24 protein-coding genes are annotated in these 22,501 nt (G+C 75.7%); 11 read left to right on the top strand and 13 right to left on the bottom strand.

The features are described 5' to 3' along the window. From DT057_RS14860 to DT057_RS14870, 3 genes are all read right to left on the bottom strand, one after another. The coding region (locus tag DT057_RS14860) for a L,D-transpeptidase family protein (RefSeq protein WP_162501417.1) at positions 1-1,357 on the bottom strand (1,357 nt) is incomplete at its 3' end. Between the two features lie 128 nt (positions 1,358-1,485). Next, a complete protein-coding gene (locus DT057_RS14865; protein ID WP_128562882.1) occupies positions 1,486-2,220 on the bottom strand; it encodes a DUF1796 family putative cysteine peptidase in 735 nt (244 codons plus the stop codon). Then, positions 2,217-3,170 (bottom strand): acetyl-CoA carboxylase carboxyltransferase subunit alpha, encoded by a 954-nt coding sequence (locus DT057_RS14870; protein WP_128562883.1) that lies wholly within the window; start codon positions 3,168-3,170, stop codon positions 2,217-2,219. Before DT057_RS14870 ends, DT057_RS14865 begins: the two co-directional genes overlap by 4 nt. Positions 3,171-3,541: 371 nt before the next feature. On the opposite strand from DT057_RS14870, the gene DT057_RS14875 reads away from it, so the two are divergent. From DT057_RS14875 to DT057_RS14885, 3 genes are read left to right on the top strand one after another with little or no spacing between them, the layout of a single operon-like run. Continuing rightward, a complete protein-coding gene (locus DT057_RS14875) occupies positions 3,542-4,654 on the top strand; it encodes a patatin-like phospholipase family protein (protein WP_238313386.1) in 1,113 nt (370 codons plus the stop codon). 41 nt (positions 4,655-4,695) lie between these two features. Beyond that, positions 4,696-5,439, top strand: coding sequence for an acetoacetate decarboxylase (locus DT057_RS14880; protein ID WP_128562885.1), 744 nt, complete (start codon positions 4,696-4,698; stop codon positions 5,437-5,439). A gap of 37 nt (positions 5,440-5,476) precedes the next feature. Beyond that, complete coding sequence (locus tag DT057_RS14885; RefSeq protein WP_128562886.1) at positions 5,477-6,298, top strand: 3-hydroxybutyrate dehydrogenase; 822 nt, start codon at positions 5,477-5,479, stop codon at positions 6,296-6,298. Positions 6,299-6,573: 275 nt separating this feature from the next. Here the strand turns inward: DT057_RS14885 and DT057_RS14890 are convergent, their stop codons facing one another. The 7 genes from DT057_RS14890 to DT057_RS14920 all read right to left on the bottom strand — a co-directional run bounded on the left by DT057_RS14890 (position 6,574) and on the right by DT057_RS14920 (position 12,607). After that, positions 6,574-6,918: a CsbD family protein gene (locus tag DT057_RS14890; RefSeq protein ID WP_128562887.1), complete on the bottom strand. Its 345-nt coding sequence runs from the start codon at positions 6,916-6,918 to the stop codon at positions 6,574-6,576. A gap of 325 nt (positions 6,919-7,243) precedes the next feature. After that, positions 7,244-8,779, bottom strand: coding sequence for a helix-turn-helix transcriptional regulator (locus DT057_RS14895; RefSeq protein WP_128562888.1), 1,536 nt, complete (start codon positions 8,777-8,779; stop codon positions 7,244-7,246). A gap of 78 nt (positions 8,780-8,857) precedes the next feature. Beyond that, entirely contained in the window at positions 8,858-9,493 is a 636-nt protein-coding gene (locus tag DT057_RS14900; protein WP_128562889.1) for a pyroglutamyl-peptidase I, read from the bottom strand. A 100-nt stretch (positions 9,494-9,593) separates the two neighbouring features. Then, on the bottom strand, positions 9,594-10,217 hold the full coding sequence (locus tag DT057_RS14905; RefSeq protein ID WP_128562890.1) for a 2,3-bisphosphoglycerate-dependent phosphoglycerate mutase: 624 nt from the start codon (positions 10,215-10,217) through the stop codon (positions 9,594-9,596). 34 nt (positions 10,218-10,251) lie between these two features. After that, the gene (gene dapB, locus DT057_RS14910) at positions 10,252-11,049 is read right to left on the bottom strand and encodes a 4-hydroxy-tetrahydrodipicolinate reductase (protein WP_128562891.1); all 798 of its coding nucleotides are present in this window, start codon (positions 11,047-11,049) and stop codon (positions 10,252-10,254) included. A gap of 108 nt (positions 11,050-11,157) precedes the next feature. Next, on the bottom strand, positions 11,158-11,856 hold the full coding sequence (locus DT057_RS14915) for a MarC family protein (protein ID WP_128562892.1): 699 nt from the start codon (positions 11,854-11,856) through the stop codon (positions 11,158-11,160). A 4-nt stretch (positions 11,857-11,860) separates the two neighbouring features. Beyond that, on the bottom strand, positions 11,861-12,607 hold the full coding sequence (locus DT057_RS14920) for a class I SAM-dependent methyltransferase (protein WP_128562893.1): 747 nt from the start codon (positions 12,605-12,607) through the stop codon (positions 11,861-11,863). Between the two features lie 245 nt (positions 12,608-12,852). Between DT057_RS14920 and gloB the strand changes: the two genes are divergently transcribed. The 4 genes from gloB to DT057_RS14940 are packed head-to-tail and all read left to right on the top strand — an operon-like array spanning position 12,853 to position 16,289. Continuing rightward, a complete protein-coding gene (gloB, locus tag DT057_RS14925; RefSeq protein WP_128562894.1) occupies positions 12,853-13,683 on the top strand; it encodes a hydroxyacylglutathione hydrolase in 831 nt (276 codons plus the stop codon). A gap of 1 nt (position 13,684) precedes the next feature. Next, positions 13,685-14,125, top strand: coding sequence for a thiol-disulfide oxidoreductase DCC family protein (locus DT057_RS14930; protein ID WP_238313384.1), 441 nt, complete (start codon positions 13,685-13,687; stop codon positions 14,123-14,125). After that, positions 14,122-15,840 (top strand): saccharopine dehydrogenase family protein, encoded by a 1,719-nt coding sequence (locus tag DT057_RS14935; protein WP_238313382.1) that lies wholly within the window; start codon positions 14,122-14,124, stop codon positions 15,838-15,840. Before DT057_RS14930 ends, DT057_RS14935 begins: the two co-directional genes overlap by 4 nt. Then, on the top strand, positions 15,840-16,289 hold the full coding sequence (locus DT057_RS14940) for a cupin domain-containing protein (protein ID WP_128562895.1): 450 nt from the start codon (positions 15,840-15,842) through the stop codon (positions 16,287-16,289). The genes DT057_RS14935 and DT057_RS14940 overlap by 1 nt, the downstream gene beginning before the upstream one ends. 52 nt (positions 16,290-16,341) lie before the next feature. Here the strand turns inward: DT057_RS14940 and yddG are convergent, their stop codons facing one another. Beyond that, positions 16,342-17,256 (bottom strand): aromatic amino acid exporter YddG, encoded by a 915-nt coding sequence (yddG, locus tag DT057_RS14945; protein ID WP_128562925.1) that lies wholly within the window; start codon positions 17,254-17,256, stop codon positions 16,342-16,344. 144 nt (positions 17,257-17,400) lie between these two features. Here yddG and DT057_RS14950 point away from each other — a divergent pair, with 144 nt between their 5' ends. The 4 genes from DT057_RS14950 to DT057_RS14965 all read left to right on the top strand — a co-directional run bounded on the left by DT057_RS14950 (position 17,401) and on the right by DT057_RS14965 (position 20,463). Continuing rightward, positions 17,401-18,060: an alpha-ketoglutarate-dependent dioxygenase AlkB gene (locus DT057_RS14950; protein ID WP_128562896.1), complete on the top strand. Its 660-nt coding sequence runs from the start codon at positions 17,401-17,403 to the stop codon at positions 18,058-18,060. Positions 18,061-18,139: 79 nt separating this feature from the next. Then, the gene (locus DT057_RS14955; protein ID WP_128562897.1) at positions 18,140-19,084 is read left to right on the top strand and encodes a hypothetical protein; all 945 of its coding nucleotides are present in this window, start codon (positions 18,140-18,142) and stop codon (positions 19,082-19,084) included. Positions 19,085-19,204: 120 nt separating this feature from the next. Beyond that, positions 19,205-20,095, top strand: coding sequence for a S1C family serine protease (locus DT057_RS14960; RefSeq protein ID WP_128562898.1), 891 nt, complete (start codon positions 19,205-19,207; stop codon positions 20,093-20,095). Beyond that, on the top strand, positions 20,092-20,463 hold the full coding sequence (locus tag DT057_RS14965; protein ID WP_128562899.1) for a response regulator transcription factor: 372 nt from the start codon (positions 20,092-20,094) through the stop codon (positions 20,461-20,463). The genes DT057_RS14960 and DT057_RS14965 overlap by 4 nt, the downstream gene beginning before the upstream one ends. A 4-nt stretch (positions 20,464-20,467) precedes the next feature. On the opposite strand, the gene DT057_RS14970 is transcribed toward DT057_RS14965, so the two are convergent. Together DT057_RS14970 and DT057_RS14975 are read right to left on the bottom strand one after the other, a co-directional pair. Further along, the gene (locus DT057_RS14970) at positions 20,468-21,028 is read right to left on the bottom strand and encodes a maltose acetyltransferase domain-containing protein (RefSeq protein WP_128562900.1); all 561 of its coding nucleotides are present in this window, start codon (positions 21,026-21,028) and stop codon (positions 20,468-20,470) included. Positions 21,029-21,156: 128 nt separating this feature from the next. Then, on the bottom strand, positions 21,157-22,362 hold the full coding sequence (locus DT057_RS14975; protein ID WP_128562901.1) for a fumarylacetoacetate hydrolase family protein: 1,206 nt from the start codon (positions 22,360-22,362) through the stop codon (positions 21,157-21,159). Positions 22,363-22,501: the final 139 nt, after the last annotated feature.

The raw sequence follows: 22,501 nt of genomic DNA on the forward strand, positions 1-22,501 counted from the left end.
GGACGGGCGCCGGCGCCTCGGCGGCCGGCGCGGCGGCCGGGGGCGCGGGGGCGGCCGCCGGCGCGCCGCCGAACAGGTTGCCCAGGAGCTTGCGGTAGGAGGAGGCGTCGTCGTCCGCGCTCGCCACCGTGACGGGGCCGGCGAGGGCCTGGGCGGCCTCCTTGGTGGGAATCGGGGCCGGGGCGGCGGCGGGCGCCGCGAAGGCGAGCGCCGTCGGCCGGGCGCCCCTGCCCGGCGGAGCCTTGGCGGCGAGCCTGACATCCGCGGGCTTCGCGGCCCGGGCCTCCCCGGCCTGGGCCTCAGCGGCCTTGAGGTCGGCGGCCTTGGGCTCGGCGGCCTTGGCCTCCGCGAGCAGGATCGGCTTGCCCTTGGCGTCGACCGGGATCTCCTCCGGCCCGGCCGCCAGGGCCTCGGGCCGGCTCACCGTGCCGAGGGCCGGGCGGGGCGCCGCCTGCTCGGCGAAGAGCTGCGTGCTCGGCGAGGACTGGCTGAAGAACGGGTGCTGCCCGCCGTCCTGGTAGACCACGCGGGTCGCCGGCGTGCCCTTGGCGACGAGTTCGGCCACCTCCTGGTCGTCCTTCTGGCGCTTGGCGAGCACCACGGGCTCGACCTGCGGCGCGCAGGAGCCGGCGCCGGCGTCCTGGCCGCCGAAGACGTAGCGGCTGCCGCAGACCCCGACCCGGGGCTCCTCGTTCAGGGCCTCGAAGTAGTCCGACCCCTCCTTGAGGTTGCGCCAGAACGCGATGTTCGGGTCGTTGCGGAACTTGGCGAGGTTCTGCGCCGTCATCCGGAACGGGTAGGACTGGAACTGGAACGCCCGCTGCCCGCCCGCGAAGGCCTCGCGGGCGATGGCGTAGATCTCCGCGATGGCCTCGTCCGTCATGGCGAAGCAGCCCGCCGACGAGCAGGTGCCGTGCACCATCAGGTAGGTCCCGGTGCGGCCGTTCGCCCGGTCGAAGCTGTTCGGGAAGCCGGTGTCGAAGGACAGGTAGTAGGACGAGTTCGGGTTCATCTGGCCCGGGGTGATCGGGTAGAAGCCCTCGGGCGCCTGGCGGTCGCCCTGGCGCACCTTCGGGCCGAGCTGGCCCGACCAGCGGCAGATCGGGAAGGTCTTCAGGAGCGCGTAGCGGCCGTCGCCCCCGCGCTTCCAGACCTCCATCTCCGATTCCTTCTTGAAGGCCCGGATCAGGATCGGGTCGCGCGTCGACATGGCCTTGGTCGACATCAGCGCCAGGGTCTTCTGCGGGATCGGCGCCAGGTGGCGGGTCGAGCCGCTGCCCACGAAGCCGTTGTCCTGGCAGGCCGCGAGGGACAGCGCGAGCAGGACAGCCGCCGCCAGCACCGGACGCTTCGCCATGGGATCCCCGCTTCCTTCGCCACCGGCCGCCGGCCGCCCGACGCGGCGGACCGACACCTCCAACCCCATAGCTTCGTTAAACTTACCCACCCCTTACCGCAAGAACGGCCAAGGTTGCGCGGGCTCGCTCAACCGGGCTGCGCCGGGTTCGACTCCGGCTCGGCCCTGATCAGCTCGGCCACGAAGGCATCGTCGGCCTCTTCGGCGAAACGAAGGCCGAGCGACGGGGACCGGGTGTGGATGTCGTGGAAAGCGAGGGCGGCGCGGCCGAGATCGACGCGCCGGGCCGTCGTCCGGGCGGCGCCGGCCGTCACCTGCAGGACCGTGAGGTGGTTCCACGACGGCTGCCGCGATAAAGCGTCGCAGATGCCGCGCACGTCGTCGGGCGCGACCGTGAAGGTGGCGAGCAGGTAGTGCCGGTTGCGGGCCCGGGGATCCGCGAGGGCGGCGCGCAGGCGGCGCACGCCCTCCTGGAGGAAGCGGTAATCCGCCTCGCTCGTCGCCGGGTCATGGTGGTTGAAGACGCACGGCACCGCGTGGCGGTCGCGGTAGTAGCGGTGGCGGCAGCGGGTGATGTCCGGCCCGAGGCGCTCGGCCACCGGGACGCTCTCGTGCTCGGCGCGGTCGAGGAGGCGGGCGAAGTCGGTCTCGAGGCAGTCGCGCACCATGCCGGGCGAGGAGAAGAGCCAGTCGAAGGGCCCCGACCAGCCCCGCAGGCCCCGCACCTTGAGGAGGTGGGCCATGTGGCAGTGGCTGCCGAGGGAGATGTGGTTGACCCGGCCGGGCTCCCGCGGGCCCCTGAGGGCGCGCAGGCTGCGCCGCAGGCGGGCTCCCAGGCCCGCGGGCCCGCCCGGTGCCGTCACAGGCTCCGGCCGATCTCGAGGAACTTCGCGGCCCGGCGGTCGCGCAGGGCGGCGGCGTCGAGGCCCGACAGCGCGTCGAGGGCGGTGGCGAGGGCGTCGCCCGCGGAGCGGATCGCCGCGTCCCCGTCGCGGTGCGCGCCGCCGGTCGGCTCGGGCACGATGCCGTCGATGACGCCGAGGCGCAGCAGGTCCTGGGCGGTGATCTTCATGGCGGTGGCGGCGTCCTGGGCGCGCCCGGCGTCGCGCCACAGGATCGAGGCCGCGCCCTCGGGCGAGATCACGCTGTAGATCGCGTGCTCCAGCATCAGGACCGTGTTGGCGGTGGCGAGGGCGATCGCGCCGCCCGAGCCCCCCTCCCCGATCACCAGGGCGACGTTGGGCGTGCCGAGCCCCAGGCAGGCCTGCGTCGAGCGGGCGATGGCCTCGGCCTGCCCGCGCTCCTCGGCCTCGATGCCCGGATAGGCGCCGGCCGTGTCGACGAAGGTCAGGACCGGCAGCCCGAAGCGGTCGGCGAGGTCCATGAGGCGCACCGCCTTGCGGTAGCCCTCGGGCTTGGCCATGCCGAAATTGTGCCGGATGCGGGCCTCGGTGGTGGCGCCCTTCTCCTGGCCGATGACGCAGACCGGCCGGCCCCGGAAGCGGCCGAAGCCGCCCACCACCGCCTCGTCCTCGCCGAAGGCCCGGTCGCCCGCGAGCGGCGTGAAGTCCGCGATCAGGCCGGCGCAGTAATCGACGAAGTGGGGCCGCTGGGGGTGGCGGGCGACCTGGGTCTTCTGCCACGGGGTCAGGCCGGCGTAGAGCTCGACGAGCGCCGCCGCGGCCTTGGCCTCCAGCCGCCCGACATCGTCGCTGATCGCCACCGCGCCGTCGCGGGCGCCCAAGGCCCTCAACTCCTCCAGCTTGGCCTCGAGCTCGGCGACGGGCTTTTCGAAATCGAGGTAGGAGCGCATCAGGTCCTGTGCAGTCTCGGGACGCCGCCGCCGCGGGTCCGACGGCAGGTCGTCGTCAGCCGTGCCGGCGTGGCAGCCGGCTTGCTTCGCGCCCGGCCGTGCGGCGCGGAGGCTTGGCGGAGGCCCCGTCCCGTGTCAACCCGCGCGCCGGGCGGCCCGCGCCCCGCACGGGCCGGGGTTGCCCTCGGTCACGGCCGCGTCATCATCGCGGCGGAAGACGGGCCCGGCCGCCCGTCATGGGCGGACGACGGGCACGATCGCCCGTCACGGGCGGACGACGGGCACGATCGCCCGTCACGGGCGGACGACGGGCACGATCGCCCGTCACGGGCGGACAACGGGCATGGCTGCCCGTCATGGAGGACCTGTCGATGCCGGAACGGGACGAGAGCCGGGTGCTGGTGCTGCAGGGCGGCGGCGCGCTGGGCTCCTACCAGGCCGGCGTGGCCGAGGCGATGCAGGAGGGCGACCTCGCTCCCGACTGGATCGCCGGCATCTCGATCGGGGCGATCAACGCCGCCCTCATGGCCGGGAACCCGCCCGAGCGCCGCATCGAGCGCCTGCGCGCGTTCTGGGAGCGGGTCTCGTCGGGCATCCGGGTCACCCCGTGGTGGCCCGGGGAGCAGGCCCGCGAGATGTTCAACGCCTGGAGCGCCGCCTGGGGCGCCACCGTGGGCGTGCCGGGGTTCTTCGCGCCCCGCGTCCCGCCGGCAGCCCTCTACCCGGCGGGGGCGCCGGAGGCCCTCAGCCACTACGACACCGCGCCCCTGCGCGAGACGCTGGAGAGCCTGATCGACTTCGACCGCATCAACCGGCGCGAGACCCGCCTCAGCGTCGGGGCGGTGAACATCCGCACCGGCAACTTCGCCTACTTCGACAATCACCGCCAGCGGATCGGCCCCGAGCACGTCATGGCCTCCGGCGCCCTGCCGCCCGGCTTCCCGCCGGTGGAGATCGACGGCGAGCACTACTGGGACGGGGGCCTCGTCTCGAACACGCCGCTGCAATACGTCCTCGACGAGGAGCGGGTGCGCGACCTCGCGATCTTCCAGGTCGACCTGTTCAGCGCCCGCGGCCCGATGCCCCGCACCCTCTCGGAGGCCTCCGAGCGCGAGAAGGACATCCGCTACTCCAGCCGCACCCGGCTCAACACCGACGACCAGATCCAGATCCACAAGGCCAAGACCGCCTTCCGGCGCCTCGCCGAGAAGCTGCCGGCCGAGCTGGCGCAGGACCCCGACGTGGCCTTCCTGTCGGAGGTCAGCCACGAGAACGCGGTGACGATCCTGCAGCTGATCTACCGGCGCAAGAACTACGAGAGCGATGCCAAGGACTACGAGTTCTCGCGCCAGACCATGCTGGAGCACTGGGCGGCGGGGCGCAGCGACGTGCGCCGCTCCCTGCGCCACCGCGACTGGCTCGCCCGCTGCCGGCCCGACCAGGGCGTGGCGGTGTTCGACCTCACCCGCGACGCCCGCGACTGAGGGCCTGCGGCACGACCCCTTCGCCGAGGAGTGGATGCACGATGAACCGCGACGAGATCCTGGCGGCCCCCTCCATGCCCGCCTTCAGCCCGAGCTACCCGCGCGGGCCCTACCGCTTCATGCGGCGCGAGTACCTGATCATCACCTACGAGACGGATCCGGACGCCCTGCGCGCCGCGCTCCCCGAGCCCCTGGAGCCGGCGCCCGGCAACCTCGCCTTCTACGAGTGGATGAAGATGCCGGATTCCTCCGGCTTCGGTGACTACGAGGAGAGCGGCTCGGCCATCGTGGCGACCTACAAGGGCGAGCCCTGCAACTACTCGGTCCAGATGTACCTCGACGACGAACCCCCGATCACCGCGGGCCGCGAGATCTGGGGTTTTCCGAAGAAGTACGGCGTGCCGCGCCTCAAGGTCACGAAGGACACGCTCACCGGCACCCTGCACTACGACGAGGAGCGGGTGGCAATGGGCACCATGACGTACAAGCACCGGAGCCTGGGAGACCAGCTCGACAAGGTCCGGGAGGGGATCGGCCACCTCAACGTCAACCTGAAGCTGCTGCCGGACGTCGACGGCGGCGTGAAGGTGGCGCAGCTCGTCGGCTACCGGCTCCAGGACGTCACGGTGCACGGCGCCTGGGAGGGCGACGCGCGGCTGCACCTGATCCCGCACGTCAATTGCCGCGTCGCCGACCTGCCGGTGCGCCGGATCGTGCGCGGCCGCCATCAGATCGTCGACTTCACCCTGCCGTACGGCCACGTGCTGCACGACTACCTCGCCTGACGCGCCCAGGCCCGCCCGACGCATCCCTGGAGGCTCCATGACCCTTGCATCCAACACCGCCCTCGCATCCAAGACCGCCCTCGCATCCAAGACCGCCCTCGTCACCGGCTCGACGAGCGGCATCGGCCTCGCCATCGCGCGGGGCCTCGCCGCGCAGGGCGCCAACGTGGTGATCAACGGCTTCGGCCAGCCCGAGGAGATCGAGCGCGCGCGGGCCGCCATCGAGGCCGATCACGGCGTCAGGGCGCACTACTCGGGCGCCGACATGACGCAGCCCGAGGAGATCGCCGGGATGATCGCCGAGGCGGAGCGCGCCTTCGGCGGGCTCGACGTGCTGGTCAACAACGCCGGCATCCAGTTCGTCTCCGCCATCGAGGCGTTCCCGGTCCAGAAGTGGGACCAGATCATCGCCATCAACCTGTCCTCGGCCTTCCACACCATGCGGGCGGCGATCCCCGGCATGAAGGCGCGGGGCTGGGGCCGGATCATCAACACCGCCTCGGCGCATTCCCTCGTCGCCTCGCCCTACAAGGCGGCCTACGTGGCGGCCAAGCACGGCATCGCGGGCCTGACCAAGACCGCGGCGCTCGAGCTCGCGACCCACAAGATCACCGTCAACTGTATCTCGCCGGGCTACGTCTGGACGCCGCTCGTCGAGGCGCAGATCCCCGACACCATGAAGGCCCGCGGGCTCACCAAGGATCAGGTCATCGACGAGGTGCTGCTCGCCGCCCAGCCGACGAAGGAGTTCGTCACGGTGGAGCAGGTGGCCGCCATCGCGGTGTTCCTGTGCTCGGACGCGGCGAGCCAGATCACGGGGGCGAACCTGTCCGTGGACGGGGGCTGGACGGCGCAGTAGGCGGCGCGTCCCGCGTCCCCGGCGCCGGACCGACATCGGCCGAACGGTTCTTTCCAGGGCTCCGGGCCGCCGTCGGGCGCTCCGGGACCCGGTGGGCTGGTCCTCGGGCCGGCGCCCGCCCGGCGGAACTCCGGAAGGAGGCGCGGAGCCTGTCCGCGCCTCCCGGGCGGTCCCGTGAGCGATGTCCGGCGACGCGGCGGCCGCTTCGTCGCGGAGCCGGCGGCCCCACGAAGGCGCGGCGCCGGCTCCGAGGTCGCGGTCGGGACCGGGGCCGCTCAGCGGCGCCCGTGGACCAGCAGGGCGAGGCCGTAGCCGACGGCTCCCGCGATCATCAGCGCGACCAGGGGGCTCTCCTCCACCTGGTGCGTGACCGTGCGGGCGCCGTGCCGGAGGCTGCGCCGGCCGCGCGCGTAGGCGTCGCCGGCGTAGTCCGCGGCGTCGTCGGCGACGTCCCGCAGGGCATCCCGCGCCTCGCCGACGAGGCTCTCGCCGCGGCCCTGCGCCGCGCGGAACCGGCCCTCGAGCCCGGCCCGGTGGTCCCCGACGAGGTCGCCGACCGCGCCCTGAACCTTGCCGCCGATCTCGCGGGCGGCGCCCGTGATGCGATCCGTGTCGACCATGTGTGCTGCTCCATCGCGTGAGGCCCCCCGGCGGCGAGCCGCGGGGCACGGGTCGGGCCCCGGCCAGGCCTCCGCACGCGGCGGGCCGACCCGCCGGGCCGTCACGCGGCACCAGATGGTGTGCGATGTGATCGTCGCAATAGTTAATCTGCACTAGTCGATCGGGTATTTCGGACCAGTCGGCCCGCGGCCGGACCGGGCCGGGGCGCGCCGGGGAGCGCCGATCCCGGGACGCGGGTGCCCGGGAGGGCGGCGAGGCGCGCGAGCCGTCGCGGTGCCTCCCCGCGGCCCCGGCACCGAGGGTTATCGTGCGGGGCGGGGCCGGTCAGGCCTGGGCGGGGGCGGGCCTGCCGCCCTCGTCGCCGTCGAGGCCGGTCTGGGCCGGGAAGCCGCGCTCGCGCCCCCAGATCACCGCCTCGCTGCGCCGGTGGACGCCGAGCTTGTGGTAGAGGGCCGCGACGTGGTTGCGCACGGTGTTGTGGGCGAGCGACAGGCGCTTGCCGATGAGGGCGTCGCTCAGGCCCTGGCAGATCAGCCCGAGCACCTGCCGCTCCCGGGCCGTGAGGGCGTCGAGGCGCGCGTCCGGAGCGGTGCGGCCGGGCTGGCGCAGGGAGGCGAGCTTCTCGATGATGCTGCGGCTGAACCAGGAGGTGTCGGCCATCACGGCGTCGATGGCGGCGATCAGCTCCCGCTCCGAGCGCTTGCGGGCGGTGATGTCCTGGATGACGCCGAGGACGCAGACCTCGCCCGCGATGGTGACGGTCTCGGCCGCCACCAGGCAGTCGAGCTCGCCGCCGTGGCGCGGCGTCAGGCAGACCTCGGCGTTCTGCACGCCGCCGTCGCGCAGGATTTCGCGCTCGAAGCGCCCCTGCGCCTTGCCGTCGACCCAGAGGCCGAGTTCGCCGGGGCTGCGCCCCAGGGCCTCGGTGGCGCCGTAGCCGAACACGGCCGTGAAGGCCTCGTTGATCCCGAGGAGGCGGAAGCCGTCGCGCCGCGCCAGCAGCATCGGCACCGGGGCCATGCGGAACGCCGTCTCGAAGCGCTGCTCGCTCGCCCGCAGCGCCGTCTCGGCCTTCCGGCGCGGCTCGAGGTCGGCGAAGGTGAACAGCATGCAGGGGTCGTCGGCGATCTCGATCGGCTGGCCGGCGACGATGACCGCCCGCTCCGCCCCGTCCGCGCCCCGCAGGGACGCCTCCATCTGCGGGATGGTCTGCCCCGCCTTGAGGCGCTCGACCGCCCGGTCGCGGTCGGGGGCGCCGGCGAGCACGTCGACCTCGTAGAGCGTGCGCCCGACCAGGTCGTCGCGGGCGTAGCCCGTCAGCTCCGAGAAGCCCTGGTTGAGCTTGACGTAGCGCAGGTCGGCGAGCCGGCAGATGATCGCGGGTGCCGGGTTGGCCGCGAAGGTGCGCTCGAAGCGCTCCTCGGCCTCGAACCGCTCGGTGACGTCCTGGACGATCATCACCAGGGTCTCGGGCGACCCGTCCGGGGCGGTGGTGACGAGGCTGCGGATGCGGTGGACCCAGGTGGTCTCCCCGGCGCCGGGATCCGCTGGAGCCGGGGAGGCCGCCCGGGCGGCCCGCGCGACGTCGACGTAGACGTCCTCGAACACCTCGCCGGCCGCCGCGCGCTCGATCGGGTAGCGGTCGAGGCTGACCGGGTGGCGGTTGCGGTAGCGCAGGACGAACAGGTCGCGGTAGCCCGTCACCGTACCGCCGAGATCCTCCAGACGGGCCGCCCCGTGCATCGCGAGCGCCGCAGGGTTCGCCCAGCTGATGCGGTGGTCGGGCGTGATCAGGATCACCCCGTCGGTCAGGTTGGCGATGATCTGGTGCTGCTCGGAGCGACCGATATCCTGTGTCAAGACGGCTCCGACGCGCGACGAACGCCCGCCGCGCTGCCGCCGCGGGCAGAATCCACAACACGCCCGCGGACGGGAAGTTCAGCCGCGGACGGGCCCGCGCGCCTCGGCCGCGCCGCGCCGCGCCTCCACGGTGAGCAGGCGCGCCACCTCCGCGAAGGCGGCCGCGAGGCGGTCCTGCGCCGCCCGGGCGCCCGCCCGCGGCGGGAGCGGGATGTGGAGGAACAGCACCGGCACCGGCTCGGCGAGGGCCCGGTAGTAGGCGGCGTTGCAGAGGTAGCGCCCGGCATCCCGCGACAGGCGCACCCGCAGGCCGTGCCGGCGCAGCAGCGTCGCGGCCTTCCGGGCGAGGGCGCCGGCGCGGCGCAGGAGCGGACCCTCCGGGTCGAGGGCGAGGCCGGCCGGGAGGCGCCCGGACGCGTCCGGGAAGAGCCGGCTGCCCCGGTTGAGCGCCCGGGCCTCGACGCGCACCGAGCGCGCCCGGCCGGCGACCCCGAGCATCAGCACGGCCCCCGGCCCCGCGGCGAGCGCCGGCGCGAGCGCGCCCTCGACCGACGCGTAGGCGGTGCGCAGCACGAGGAGGTCCGGCCGTCCGCCGAGGGCGAGGGCGAGGCGCCGCGAGGCCGCGAGCCGCTCCGCCAGGGCGGCGCTCGGGTTGACCGGCACGCGGGGGAAGGGCCCGAAGCCGGTGATCAGCAGGCGGGACGGGGTCGGCATCGCGCTGGGGTCTCCCGCGTTCGGTGGTGCGGGCCGGCGCCGCGCCGGCCGCGGGTCCGCCGCGGGCGACCGCGTCCCGGCCGGGGACCGGGGCTGCGCCTCAATCCCGGTCGAGGATCTCCTTCGTGGCGACGGTGGTGTCGTCCTTGAGGCGGTAGACCAGGGGCACGCCGGTGGCGAGTTCGAGGCCCGGGATCGTCGCGGTGGTCAGCCCGTCCAGCACCATCACGAGGGCGCGCAGCGAGTTGCCGTGGGCCGCGACGAGCACCCGCTCGCCCCGCATCACCCGCGGCAGGATCTCCCGCATGGTGTAGGGCAGCACCCGGGCCACCGTGTCCTTCAGGCTCTCGCCCCCGGGCGGGGGCACGTCGTAGGAGCGGCGCCAGACGTGGACCTGCTCCTCGCCCCACCGGGCGCGGGCATCGTCCTTGTTGAGCCCCGAGAGGTCGCCGTAGTCGCGCTCGTTGAGCGCCGCGTCGGCGACGGTCTCGAGGCCGGGCTGGCCGAGCTCCTCCAGGATCAGCGCGCAGGTGGCCTGGGCGCGGCCGAGCGCCGACGTGAAGGCGATGTCGAAGCGGACGTCCCTCGCCTTCAGCCGCCGCCCCGCCGCCCGGGCCTCCTCGACGCCGAGGGCGGTGAGCCCCGGGTCCTTCCAGCCGGTGAACAGGTTCTTGAGGTTCCACTCGCTCTGGCCGTGTCGCGCGAGGACGAGAAGGCGCTCCATGATGCGTATCGCTCCGTTGTCGGGAAGGGGGTGCTCAGAGCCCCAGCACGTCGTCCATGCCGTAGAGGCCGGGCTCGCGCGGAAAGGCCCAGAGGGCGGCCCGGAGGGCGCCGGCGGCGAACAGGCCCCGGTCGCTCGCCCGGTGGGTCAGCTCGATGCGCTCCCCGCCGCCCGCGAAGATCACGCTGTGCTCGCCCACCACGCTGCCGCCCCGCAGGGTCGCGAAGCCGATGTCGCCGGGGCGGCGCGGGCCGGTCTGCCCGTCGCGCACCGCGACCTTGCGGGCGTCGAGCGCGACGCCGCGGCCCTCCGCCGCGGCCTCGCCCAGGAGCAGCGCGGTGCCGGAGGGCGCGTCGACCTTGTGGCGGTGGTGCATCTCCAGGATCTCGATGTCGAACCCCTCGTCGAGCGTCGCCGCGACCTTGCGCACGAGGCTGGCCAGCAGGTTGACGCCGAGGGACATGTTGCCGGACCGGACGATGCGGGCGTGCCAGGACGCGGCCTTCAGCTTGGCGAGGTCCTCCTCCGACAGGCCGGTGGTGCCGACCACGTGCACGATCCGTGCCTGCGCGGCGAGCGCGGCGTAGAACACGCTGGCGGCCGGAGCCGTGAAGTCGAGGACGCCGTCGGCGTCCGCGAAGGCCGGGAGCGGGTCGTCGCCGACCGGGACCCCGAGCGGCGCCAGGCCGGCGAGGATTCCGGCATCCTGGCCGAGGACGGGGGACCCCTCGCGCTCGATCGCCCCCGCGAGCGTGCAGCCCTCCGCGCCGGCGACCGCCTGGATCAGCATCCGGCCCATGCGCCCGGAGGCGCCGACGACGACGAGACGCATGGGGCTCGGGCCTCCTGGTGGCGGCGGCTCGGGTGGACCGCCCGCGCCTCCTACAGGCCGCGGGCGGTGCTGCCAAGGCGCAACGGACGCCGCGCCGCGCCGGAGCGCTCAGCCCCTGCGGCCGGCCAGGAGCGGCCCGAGCACGTCGACGACGCCCGTGACGGTGATCTGGGTGCCGACGCACAGGAGCAGGAAGGCGGCGAGCCGCCCGAGCACCCGCACCCGGGCGTGGCCGAGGCGCGCGACCAGCCGGTCGGCGGAGGCGTAGGCGAGGAGCACCAGCACGGCGATGACGAGGGACGCCGCCGAGGCGCCCGCGAAGTAGCCGAGCCGGGCCGCCTCGCCCTCGGGCCGGCCGGCTCCGAGCGCGATCGCCACCGAGATGGTGCCCGGGCCGGTGGTGAACGGCAGGGTGAGGGGGAAGAACGCGATCTCGTCGAGGCTGCCGGGCTCGGGCGCGTCCTGGACGGGCTCGGCCTGGGCCGCCTTGCGGGCCTCGCGCTCCTCGGGGGCTGCGAGCAGGGTCCAGGCCTGGGCCGCCACCACGAGGCCCCCGGCGATGCGCAGGGCCGCGAGGGAGATCCCGAAGAAGCTGAGGACCGAGGCCCCGACCCAGAGCGAGACCAGCATCACGATCGCCGCGTAGAGGCCGATGCGGCGGGCGAGCATCACGCGCTCGCCGTGGCTGCGGTTCGCCGTGACCTGGGCGAAGATCAGCGCCGCGCCGAGGGGGTTGACGATCGAGAACAGGGCCGAGAGGGCGAGCACGAAGCCCTGGAGCGCCGCCTCGGCGCCGGGGACCGGCACCGGCTCACACCCCGCCCGGCACCGGCGCCGGGACCGGGGCCGGCACCAGCACCCGGGTGCTGAGCCGGGCGGCGCGGCGGGCCTGCACGGTGACCGGCCGGTAGAGCTGCTTCGTCGCGTCGACGACGTGCAGCCCCGCGAAGGGCAGCGACAGGCCGGTCCCGACCCGCTCCCAGGCGCTGGCGGTGCGCAGCGTCAGCCAGCTCTCGAGCGGCGGCACGTAGAGGGTCTCGGCCCAGTCCTCGGGGGCGAACAGGGTGTCGCGCATCAGCCGGCCGAGCTGCGAGCGGCTGTAGGGCTGGCCGTGCCCGAAGGGCGTGGCGTCGCGCCGGGCCCAGAGGCCGCGGCGGTTGGGCACCGCCACGATCAGGCGCCCGCCCGGGGTGAGGATGCGCCAGACCTCCTGCAACAGCTCGGCCGGGCTCTCGACCGCCTCGATGGCGTGGATCAGCATCACCCGGTCGACCGCGGCGTCGGGCAGCGGCATCATGGTGGGCTCGACGAGCGCCGAGGCCGAGCGTCCGGAGCCGGGCCAGTTCACCACCCCCTGGGCCGCCGGCATGAAGGCCAGCGTGCGCTCGGCGGCGTGCCGCACCGGCCCGAGATACGGCACCGCGTAGCCGAGGCCGAGCACCCGCAGGCCGGAGACCGAGCCGAGCATGCGGTGGACCGTGCGGCCGACGAGCCGCTGCGTCACCCCGCCCAGCGGGCTGGCGTAGAAGGCGCGCAGATCGGTGACGTCGAGGCTCATGACTTCCGGATCACGCTCACGCCCGCCGAGGGACCGGGGTGAACGCCGCGCCGTCCCGCCGGGTCCCTCCCGGGGGCCATCAATGGGGGCTGGCGGGCCTTGCGGCAAGGCGTCATCGTGCGGCGGCGGGCGGCCGCCCCCCGCTAATCCGGGGTGCGCCGGCCGGGTCCCCGCGGGCGCCCCAGCGCCCTAGGTTGAGGCACGAGTGCCGTTCCCAAGGCCGCGAGCACAGAGGCGAGGCGCCCATGTCCCTGACCCCCGAGACCTCCCCGAACTCCGAGACCTCCCGGGGCGCCGGGAAGCCCCCGAGCCCGGAGATCCGCGCCTTCCTGTGCCGGAGCGACAACATCGGCGTGCTGATGCGCGATCCCGCGACGGGCGCCTGCGCGGCCATCGACGTCCCCGAGGCGGCGGCGGTGCTGAGGGCGCTCGACGAGACCGGCTGGCGCCTCACCGACATCCTGGTCACGCACCGCCACCTCGACCACGTCGAGGGGATCCCGGAGGTGAAGGCCCGGACCGGCGCCCGGGTCACCGCCCCGGCCCGGGCCGGGGACGCGGTGCCGGAGGTCGACGCCCGCGTCTCGGAGGGCGACGTCGTGACGGTGGGGTCCCTGACCGGCACGGTCTGGGAGACGCCGGGCCATTGCGACGACCACGTCACCTACTGGTTCGAGCGCCAGCGCCTGGCCTTCGCGGGCGACACCCTGTTCACCCTCGGCTGCGGCCGGGTGGTGGAGGGCGCGCCCGAGGTGCTGTGGCGCTCGCTCTCCCGCTTCCTGCCCCTGCCCGACGAGACCGTGGTCTACTCGGGCCACGACTACGTGCTGGCGAACGCCCGGTTCGGCCTCGCCGCCGAGCCGGAGAACCGCAACCTCCGCGACCGGGCCGCCCTGGCCGAGCGCGCTCGCGCCGAGGGCCGCTTCCTCGTGCCGACGACGATCGGGGAGGAGAAGGCCACGAACCCGTTCCTGCGCGCGACCGAGCCGGCCCTCGCGCGCGCCGTGGCGATGGCGCCCGGCTCCGACCCGGCGGCCGTGTTCACGGCCCTGCGCGCCTGGAAGAACCGGTTCTGACATGCCCGCCGACTGGCGCCCCCGGGCCGTGCCGGACCTGCCCGACGGCCTGATCCTGTACGACGGCGTCTGCGTGCTGTGCTCGGGCTGGGTCCGGTTCGTGATCGCCCGGGACCGGGCCGAGCGCTGGCGCTTCGTGCCGATCCAGTCGCCCTACGGCCGCGACCTGGCGCTCCGGCTCGGCATCGACCCCGAGACCCCGCAGACGAACGCGGTCGTGCGCGACGGCGTCGCCTACCTGAAGCTCGACGCGGGCCTCGCGGTGCTGGAGGCCTGGCCGGCCTGGGCCTGGGTGCGGGTCCTCCGGCTGCTGCCCCGGCCGGTCCGCACCTGGCTCTACGACCGGGTGGCGCGCAACCGCTACCGCGTGTTCGGCCGCCACGAGACCTGCGGGCTGCCGCCGCCGCACCTGGCGCGGCGCTTCCTGACCCGCGCCCCGTGAGCGGCCCCTTGAAGCGCGTGCTGGTGGTGGGCGGCGCCGGCGCCTTCGGGCAGCGCCTCGTCGCGGGCCTCGCCGCCGGGGGGGCCTGCGCGGTGCTGGTGGGAGGGCGCGACCTCGCCCGGGCCGAGGCGGTCGCCGCCGGCATCGCGCGGGCGCATCCGGGGAGCCGGGTCGAGGCGGTCCGGCTCGACGCCGGGACGGTCACCGCGCAGGCCCTCGCGGACCTGCGCCTCGCCGGGGTGGTGGACGCGGCGGGACCGTTCCAGGAGGCCGCCGGCGGCGCGTCCTACGGGCTGGCGCGCGCCGCCATCGCGGCGGGGCTCCCCTACGTCGACATCGCGGACGGGCGCGACTTCGTCGCCGGCTTCCCGGCCCTCGACGCGGCCGCGCGGGCGGCGGGCGTCGCGGCCCTCACGGGCGCGAGCTCGACCCCGGCCCTGTCGAACGCCGTGCTCGACCGGATCACCGCCGGGTGGAGCGCGCTCGAGTCGGTCGAGGTCGTGATCAGCCCCGGCAACCGGGCGCCGCGGGGCCTCTCGGTGATGCGGGCGATCCTGTCCTACGCCGGGCGCCCGGTGCGGGTCCGGCGCGACGGCGCCTGGGAGGACCGGGCCGGCTGGGGCCTCCTGACCCGCACGCGCATCGCCGGGCTCGGGCCGCGCTGGGTGTCGCTGTGCGAGACGCCCGACCTCGACATCCTGCCGGCCCGCTCGCCCACGATCCGCACGGCCGTGTTCCGGGCCGGGCTGGAGCTCGGCGCCCTGCATCTCGGGCTCTGGCTCGCGAGCCTGCCCGTGCGGGCCCGGCTCCTGCCCTCGCTGGTGCCGTTCGCCGGCCTGTTCCTCACCCTCGCCGGGTGGCTCGGCGGCCTCGGGAGCGACCGGGGCGGCATGCGGGTGCGGGCGGAGGGGCGCGACGGGGCGGGCGCGCCGGTGCGGGCGACCTGGACGCTGGTGGCGGAGGCCGGCGACGGCCCCTTCGTGCCGACCCTGCCGGCGCGGGCGGTGGTGCGGCGCTGGCTCCACGGCCCGCCGATCCCCCCCGGCGCCCGGGCCTGCCTCGGCGTGGTCGATCTCGCGGCCCTCGAGGCCGAGATGGCGCGCCACCGCATCGCGACCGCGACCGCCCGCGAGGCGCCCGGCGCCCCGCTCTTCGCCCGGGCGCTCGGCCCCGCCTTCGCGGACCTGCCGGCGCCCGTGCGGGCCCTGCACGGCGGGGACGGCCCCGGGACGTGGTCGGGGCGCGCCGCCGTGACCCGGGGGACGAGCCCCCTCGCCGGGCTGGTCGCGCGGGTGGTCGGTCTGCCGCGGGCCGGCGCCGACCAGCCGGTGCGGGTGAGCGTCGCCCGCCGCGGCGCCGACGAGGTCTGGACCCGCGACTTCGCCGGCCGCCGCTTCCGCAGCCGGATGCGCCCGGCGGGACCGGGCGCGGTGATCGAGCAGTTCGGCCCCCTCGCCTTCGTGCTCGCGCTGCCGGCGGACGCGGAGGGTCTCGGCATGCGCGTCGCGGGCTGGCGCCTCGGGCCGCTGCCGCTGCCGCGCGCCCTGGCGCCGGTCTCGGCGGCCCGCGAGTCGGTCGACGCCGAGGGGCGCTTCCGCTTCGACGTCGCGGTGCGGCTGCCCCTCGCCGGGCTGCTCGTGCATTATCGCGGCTGGCTGGCGCCCGACCCCGTGCCGGCCCTGCCCGCCGACAGCCCGAGGGATGCCCCGCCGTGATGCCTTCCGTGCCGGCCACGCTCACCGCCGCCGAGGTGGTGCGGCTCCTCGCCCTGAGGCCGCACCCGGAGGGCGGGCACTACCGCGAGACCTTCCGGGACACCCGGGAGGTCGACGGGCGCGCCGCCTCGACGGCGATCTACTACCTCCTCGACGTCGGCGAGACCTCGGAGTGGCACCGGGTCGACGCCACCGAGGCGTGGTTCTGGCACGCCGGCGCCCCCCTGGTGCTGACCGTCAGCCCCAACGGCCACGACGCCGAGGCGCGCCACCTCGGCCCGGACCTCGCCCGCGGGCAGCGCCCGCAGATCGTGGTGCCGGCCGGGCACTGGCAGACCGCGACGAGCCTCGGCGCCTGGACGCTGGTGAGCTGCACGGTCGCGCCGGGCTTCCGCTTCGAGGGCTTCGAGCTCGCCCCGCCGGACTGGCGGCCGACGCCGCGGGCCTGAGGGAGGCGGCCGGGGCACCTCCCGGCGCGCTCAGGGCGCGCTCAGGGCGCGCTCAGGGCGCGCCGGGACCGCGCCCGTCCGCCGCCGCGTCGCCCCCGGGCCGCGGGTGCCCCGCCCGCGCCGCCAGGAGCGCGCCCGCGACGATGAGACCGCAGGCCGCCGCGAGGGCCCAGGTCGCCGGCGCGTAGCCGGAAGCGACCAGGATCAGGGTCGAGAGCACCGGCGCCGCGTAGGAGCCGACGCCGAGGAGCCGGATGTCGCCGCGCTTCACGCCGATGTCCCAGAGGTAGAACGCCGCCCCGACCGGGCCGAGGCCGAGCGCCGCCACCGCGGCCCATTGCGAGGCGCCCTCGGGCCAGGCCGTGCGCTCGAAGGCGAGGTGGCAGGCGAGGCTGAGCGCCGCCGTGGCGAGGCAGAAGCCCGCGACCGCGTCCGTCGGCACCACGCCGACCCGGCGCGACAGCACCGAGTAGCCCGACCACAGGAACGCACAGGCGAGCGCGGCCGCGTAGCCCGGCAGCGACGCCGCCTCGAAGCTCAGGGAGCCGCGGCCGAGGAACAGCGCCACCACCCCGCACAGGCCGAGGAGCGCCCCCGCGAGATGGGCCGCCCGCAACCCGCCCTCGCCCGGGAGCAGCGCCGAGAACAGCACGATCAGGAGGGGCCAGAGGTAGCTGATGAGCCCGGCCTCCGCCGGCGGCGCGAGGCGCAGGGCCGCGAAGTAGAGCGCGTGGTAGCCGAACAGCCCGACGATCCCGAGCGCCCAGACCGCGGGGGGCTGGCGCAGGGCCGACAGGCCGGACGGGCGCACGAGCCAGCTCGCGCAGCCGAGGAGCCCGCCGACCAGGAACGTCATGGCGGCGAGCTGGAACGGCGGCACCCGGCCCGAGGCCGCCGTGAAGAGCGCGAGCAGCGACCAGAGCAGGATGGCGCCGGAGCCGATCAGGGTGGCGGTGCGCACCGACATGGCGGCGGCGGGCTTGGCGGCGGGCTCGGCGGCGGGCTTGGCGGCGGGTCTGGCGGGGTTCATGGCCACGCCCCTACCATGCCCGCCTCCCCGCCTCACCCGCGAATCGGGTAGGAGGCGGGGAACCGCCACTGGAGTCCCGTCCTGATCGCACTCGCTCCCGGCCTCGTCCACCACCCGGGCTACCTCGACGCCGCCGCGCAGGCCGCCCTCGCGGCCGGCCTCGCGCACGTGCTGCGGGAGGCGCCCCCGTTCACGCCGCGGATGCCCCGGACCGGCGCGCCGCTCTCGGTGCGGATGACGAATTGCGGGCCCCTCGGCTGGGTCGCGGACCGCGCGGGCTACCGCTACCAGGCGAGCCACCCCGAGACCGGCCGGCCCTGGCCGGCGATGCCGGCCCTGCTCGGCGAGGCCTGGGCGGCGCTCGCGGGCGCCGGCGCGCCGCCCGAGGCCTGCCTCGTCAACCTCTACGCGCCCGGCGCCCGGATGGGCCTGCACCAGGACCGGGACGAGGAGGATGTCTGCGCGCCGGTCCTGTCCCTGTCCCTCGGCGCGACGGCCGTGTTCCGGTACGGCGGCACCCGGCGGGGCGACCCGACCCGCTCGGTCCGGCTCGCGAGCGGCGACGCCCTGGTGATGGGCGGCCCCTCGCGGCTGATCTTCCACGGCGTCGACCGCATCCTGCCGCCGGTGCCCGGCCTGCTGCCGGGGCTCCCCGGCGCGCCCGCCCTGCCCGAGGCGGTGCCGCCGGGCGGGCGCCTCAATTTGACCCTGCGCCGCGTCTCGCGGGCCGTCCCCGCTTGACAGCCCGCCTCAGCGGGCCGACGCATCGCCCCCGAATCGCGTCGCCCGGCCGGACCGGGCGCCCGGAGAGACGAGCCCCATGTCGTTGCGCGCCCTCGCCATCCTGTTGAGCCTCGCCGGTCTGCCGGCGGCGGCGCTCGCGGCCGAACCGGTCTACCCGCCGGGCTCGCGCCTGGGCTTCGAGCCCGCCCAGGGCATGGTGGTGTCGCGCCGCTTCACGGGCTTCGAGCGCGAGAGCGGCGGCGCGACGGTCTCGGTGGTCGAGCTTCCGCCCCAGGCCTACCAGGACCTCAACGCCAACTTCACCACCGAGAACCTGAAGAACCAGGGCCTGATCGTGAAGAACCGCGAGGAGCTGAAGCTCGCGGACGGGCACGAGGGCGTCCTGTTCAGCGGCGAGCAGCCCATCGACCAGCCCCCCGGCATGCCGCCGGTGCACAAGTGGGTGTTCCTCGTCTCCGACCGGACCGTGACCGGCATCGTCATCGGCCAGACCCTGCCGGGCGCCGAGACGGACGAGGCGATGCGGGCGATGCTCACGAGCGTGCGCATCCGCCCGGCCCTCAGCCTCGACCAGCAGGTCGCGGCCCTGCCGTTCCGGGTCACCGAGACCGCGGGCTTCCGGCCGGTGCGGGTGCTGGCCGGCAACTCGGTGCTCTACACCGAGGGGCCGAAGGACCAGATGCTGAACCTCGAGCAGCCGATCCTGGTGCTGGCCGAGGCGGTGCAGCCCGCGCCGTCCACCGACCAGCGCGACGCCTTCGCCAAGCAGGCCCTGTACTCGAACCAGACCATGAAGGACTTCGTCATCGAGCGGGCCCAGTCCTACCGCCAGAGCGGCGCCGACTGGCACGAGATCGTGGCCCGCGCCACCGACGTGCCGTCCGGCACGCCCGTGGTGGTGTCGCAGACCATCCGGTTCCAGCCCGACGGCTACTTCCGCGCCGTCGGCGTGGTGCGGGCGGCCGACCGCGAGGCGATGCTGCCGCGCTTCCGCAAGGTCGTCGACAGCGTGGCGTTCTGACGGGCCGGCGCCCCCGGCCGCCGGGGCTCCCGGCCGGGGGCGCCGGCCCGCCCTGCCCACCCGGGCAGTAGGCGCGCTCCCCGGGCCCGCGCAGAGTGCGGGACCAGCCAGGAGCCCGCCATGCCCGACACGCCCACCCCGCCCGCATCCCCGATCCTGTCCCTCTCCGGCGCGCTCCGGCACGCCGTCGCGGCGGCGGCCCCGAGCGTCGTGGCGGTGCACTCGCACCGCGCCCGCTCGAGCGGCTTCGTCTGGCGGCCCGGCCTCGTCGTCACCGCCGACGAGGCCCTGGCGGAGGAGGGCGACGTCGCCGTGACGGCGCAGGGAGGCCGCCGCCTCGGCGCCACCCTGGTCGGCCGCGACCCCAGCACCGACGTCGCGCTCCTGCGGATCGACGACGACGCCCTGCCCGCGGCCGCCCTCGCGCCGGAGCCCGTGGCGGCCGGGAGCCTCGCCCTCGCCCTCGGGTCCCAGGACGGGGCGCCGCTCGCGGCGCTCGGCCTCGTCGCCCTCGCGGGCCCGGCCTGGCGCTCGATGCGGGGGGGCGAGATCGACGCCCGGATCGAGCTCGACCTCGCCCTGCGGCGGCGCGCCGAGGGCGGGCTCGCCCTCGACGCCGCCGGGCAGGCCCTCGGCATGACGGTGTTCGGGCCGAGGCGGCGCGTGCTGGTGATCCCGGGCGCCACGGTCGCCCGGGTGGCCGAGAAGCTCCTCGCCCACGGCCGCATCCCGCGCGGGTATCTCGGGCTCGGCCTCCAGCCGGTCCGGCGCGACGACGGCGGCGCCGGCCTGATGGTGATGAGCGTGGAGCCGGGCGGGCCGGGGGCCGCGGCGGGCCTGCGGCAGGGCGACGTGGTGGCGGCCATCGACGGCGAGCCGGTCGCGGGGCTGCAAGCGCTCCAGCGCGCGCTCGGGCCGGGCAGCGTCGGGACGCCGGTGCGGCTCACCCTGCGGCGGGCCGGCGAGGCCGTGGAGGCGGCGCTGACGATCGGCGAGAGGCCGCATCCTTGAGCGAGGGCGACGATCCCGGGCCCGTCGTGATCGCCCTCTCGGTGGCCGACCCGGCCCTGGCCGACCGCCTCGCGGCGCTGCTCGCGGGCGTGCCGGGCCTGCGGCTCGCCGCGTCCGGGGAGCGGGCCGACGCCGCCCTCGTGAGCGCGCCGGGCGAGGCCGAGCCGGACGCGGCCCTGACCCCGCGCGAGCGCGAGGTGCTCGCCCTCCTGGCCGAGGGCGCCTCCAACAAGGCCGTGGCCCGGCGGCTCGGCATCTCGGTCCACACCGCCAAGTTCCACGTCGGCTCGCTGATCGACAAGCTCGACGCCACCGGGCGCACCGACGCGGTCGCGCACGCGGCCCGCCTCGGCGTGATCCACCTCTGAGCGGTCAGGCCCTGCGGGCGACCGGCCGGGCCGGGTTGCCCACCACCGTGGCGCCGGCCGCGACGTCGCGGGTGACGACGCTGCCCGCCCCGATGATGGCGTCGTCCCCCACCGTGACCCCGGGCGTCAGGATGGCGCCGCCGCCGATCCAGACGTTGCGCCCGATCCGGATGGGGCGCCCGAACTCGAGGCCGGCGCGGCGCTCCTCGGGGTCGCGCGGGTGGTCGGCGGTGAGGATCTGCACCAGCGGCCCGATCTGGGTGCCGTCGCCGATCGAGACCGCGACCACGTCGAGGATCACGCAGTTGAAGTTCAGGAAGACGCCGTCCCCGATGGAGATGTTGGTCCCGTAGTCGCAGAAGAACGGGGGCCGGATGACCGCGTCGGCGCCCACCGCCGCGAGGCGCTCGGCGAGGAGCGCGCGGCGCTCCGCCGGCGGCAGGCCGAGGGACGCGTTGTAGCGCACCATCCAGGCCTTGGCGGCGGCCGCGTCGGCCTGGATCTCCGCGTCGGCGGCCCGGTACAGCTCCCCGGCCAGCATCTTCTGCTTCTCGCTCCGTGCCATCCGGCCCGCCTCTCCCGCCCGCAACCGGCGCGACCCTAGGGCGGCACCCGATCGCGGTGCAATCCGCGCCGCCCTCAATTCTTGACCTGACGCGCTCGCCCGCGCCGGCCCGCCCGTGCCCGGAGGCTTCAGCGCAGCAGCAGGCCGCGGGCCGCGAGGTTGCGCATCAGGGCCGCCGCCCCGAAGGTCCAGGGCTCGCAATCCCCGCACAGCCGCATCCGGTTCACGAGGGCGCCGAGCTCCGGGCAGCGGATCGTGACCCGGTCGCCGACCTTGTGGGTGAAGCCCTGGCCCGGCGCGCCCCGGTCCTCGACGGGCGCGAACATCGTGCCGAGGAACAGCACCGCGCCGTCCGGGTACTGGTGCGTCGCGCCCATCATGGCCGCCACGAGGTCGGCCGGGTCGCGGCTGATCTCGGAGAGCGGCGAGGTGCCCGAGAGGCGGAAGCCGTCCTCCCCGTCGACCTCGAGGCCGACCACGGTCCGCCGGACGTGGTCGAGGGTGAAGCCGCCGTCGAAGAGCCGCAGGAACGGCCCGAGGGCGCACGAGGCCGCGTTGTCCTTCGCCTTGCCGAGGAGCAGCGCCGAGCGGCCCTCGAAGTCGCGCAGGTTGACGTCGTTGCCGAGCATCGCCCCGACGATGCGCTGGTCCGAGGCGACCGCGAGGGCCACCTCGGGCTCCGGGTTGTTCCAGCGCGAATCCGGGTGCAGGCCGGCATCCTGGCCGCAGCCGACCGACGAGAGCGGCTGGGCCTTCGTGAAGATCTCGGCGTCCGGCCCGATGCCGACCTCGAGGTACTGGCTCCAGGCGCCCTGCGCCACCAGCACCGCCTTGAGGTCGCGCGCCTCCGGCGAGCCCGGCCGCAGGCGCCGCAGGTCGCTGCCGACGAGGCGCTCGACCTCGCCCCGGATCGCCGCCGCGGCGTCGGCGTCGCCGCGGGCGCGCTCCTCGATCACCCGCTCCAGCATCGACACCGCGAAGGTGACCCCGGCCGCCTTCACGGCCTGGAGGTCGACCGGCGCGAGGAGCCAGGGCCGGCCCGGGTCGCGCGCCCCGGGCGGCGTGTTGGCCAGCACCGCGTCGAGGCTCCCCAGGGGCTCCCCGGGGGCGGATTGCAGGGCCGCGGCGGGGTCGCCGGCCTCGCAGAGGTCGCGGACCGTCGCGAACGCCGCCGTGACGTCGACGAGGGCGGGCGCGCCGTCCTGGCCCGGGCGCACCGCCACGACGCTCGGGCCCCCGGCGTCGGGGCGCCAGGCCCGGCCCACGAGCGCGCCGGCGCAGCCGTCGGCCGGGAGGATGGTGCGGGCGTCGAGGTGCTCGGCTGTGAGGGTCATGGCGTCCTCCCGTGTCTCCGCGGATGCTTTACGGCGGCGGCGGCCGTTCGTCGACGCGCCCGGCGCCGCGGCCGGTTCTCACGCAGGCTTGAACGCGCGGCCGCCCCGCCGACCTTGCCGGTCCCACGATCCTTGCATC

It is taken from the genome of Methylobacterium crusticola (assembly GCF_003574465.1).
GTDB classification, from domain to species: Bacteria; Pseudomonadota; Alphaproteobacteria; order Rhizobiales; family Beijerinckiaceae; genus Methylobacterium; species Methylobacterium crusticola.

Coding starts and splice junctions, on each gene's coding strand:
- DT057_RS14870 (WP_128562883.1), bottom strand. CDS start 3,170: ATGCGCTCCTACCTCGATTTCGAAAAGCCCGTCGCCGAGCTCGAGGCC.
- DT057_RS14875 (WP_238313386.1), top strand. CDS start 3,542: ATGCCGGAACGGGACGAGAGCCGGGTGCTGGTGCTGCAGGGCGGCGGC.
- DT057_RS14880 (WP_128562885.1), top strand. CDS start 4,696: ATGAACCGCGACGAGATCCTGGCGGCCCCCTCCATGCCCGCCTTCAGC.
- DT057_RS14885 (WP_128562886.1), top strand. CDS start 5,477: ATGACCCTTGCATCCAACACCGCCCTCGCATCCAAGACCGCCCTCGCA.
- DT057_RS14890 (WP_128562887.1), bottom strand. CDS start 6,918: ATGGTCGACACGGATCGCATCACGGGCGCCGCCCGCGAGATCGGCGGC.
- DT057_RS14900 (WP_128562889.1), bottom strand. CDS start 9,493: ATGCCGACCCCGTCCCGCCTGCTGATCACCGGCTTCGGGCCCTTCCCC.
- DT057_RS14905 (WP_128562890.1), bottom strand. CDS start 10,217: ATGGAGCGCCTTCTCGTCCTCGCGCGACACGGCCAGAGCGAGTGGAAC.
- dapB (WP_128562891.1), bottom strand. CDS start 11,049: ATGCGTCTCGTCGTCGTCGGCGCCTCCGGGCGCATGGGCCGGATGCTG.
- DT057_RS14920 (WP_128562893.1), bottom strand. CDS start 12,607: ATGAGCCTCGACGTCACCGATCTGCGCGCCTTCTACGCCAGCCCGCTG.
- gloB (WP_128562894.1), top strand. CDS start 12,853: ATGTCCCTGACCCCCGAGACCTCCCCGAACTCCGAGACCTCCCGGGGC.
- DT057_RS14930 (WP_238313384.1), top strand. CDS start 13,685: ATGCCCGCCGACTGGCGCCCCCGGGCCGTGCCGGACCTGCCCGACGGC.
- DT057_RS14940 (WP_128562895.1), top strand. CDS start 15,840: ATGCCTTCCGTGCCGGCCACGCTCACCGCCGCCGAGGTGGTGCGGCTC.
- yddG (WP_128562925.1), bottom strand. CDS start 17,256: ATGTCGGTGCGCACCGCCACCCTGATCGGCTCCGGCGCCATCCTGCTC.
- DT057_RS14955 (WP_128562897.1), top strand. CDS start 18,140: ATGTCGTTGCGCGCCCTCGCCATCCTGTTGAGCCTCGCCGGTCTGCCG.
- DT057_RS14960 (WP_128562898.1), top strand. CDS start 19,205: ATGCCCGACACGCCCACCCCGCCCGCATCCCCGATCCTGTCCCTCTCC.
- DT057_RS14970 (WP_128562900.1), bottom strand. CDS start 21,028: ATGGCACGGAGCGAGAAGCAGAAGATGCTGGCCGGGGAGCTGTACCGG.
- DT057_RS14975 (WP_128562901.1), bottom strand. CDS start 22,362: ATGACCCTCACAGCCGAGCACCTCGACGCCCGCACCATCCTCCCGGCC.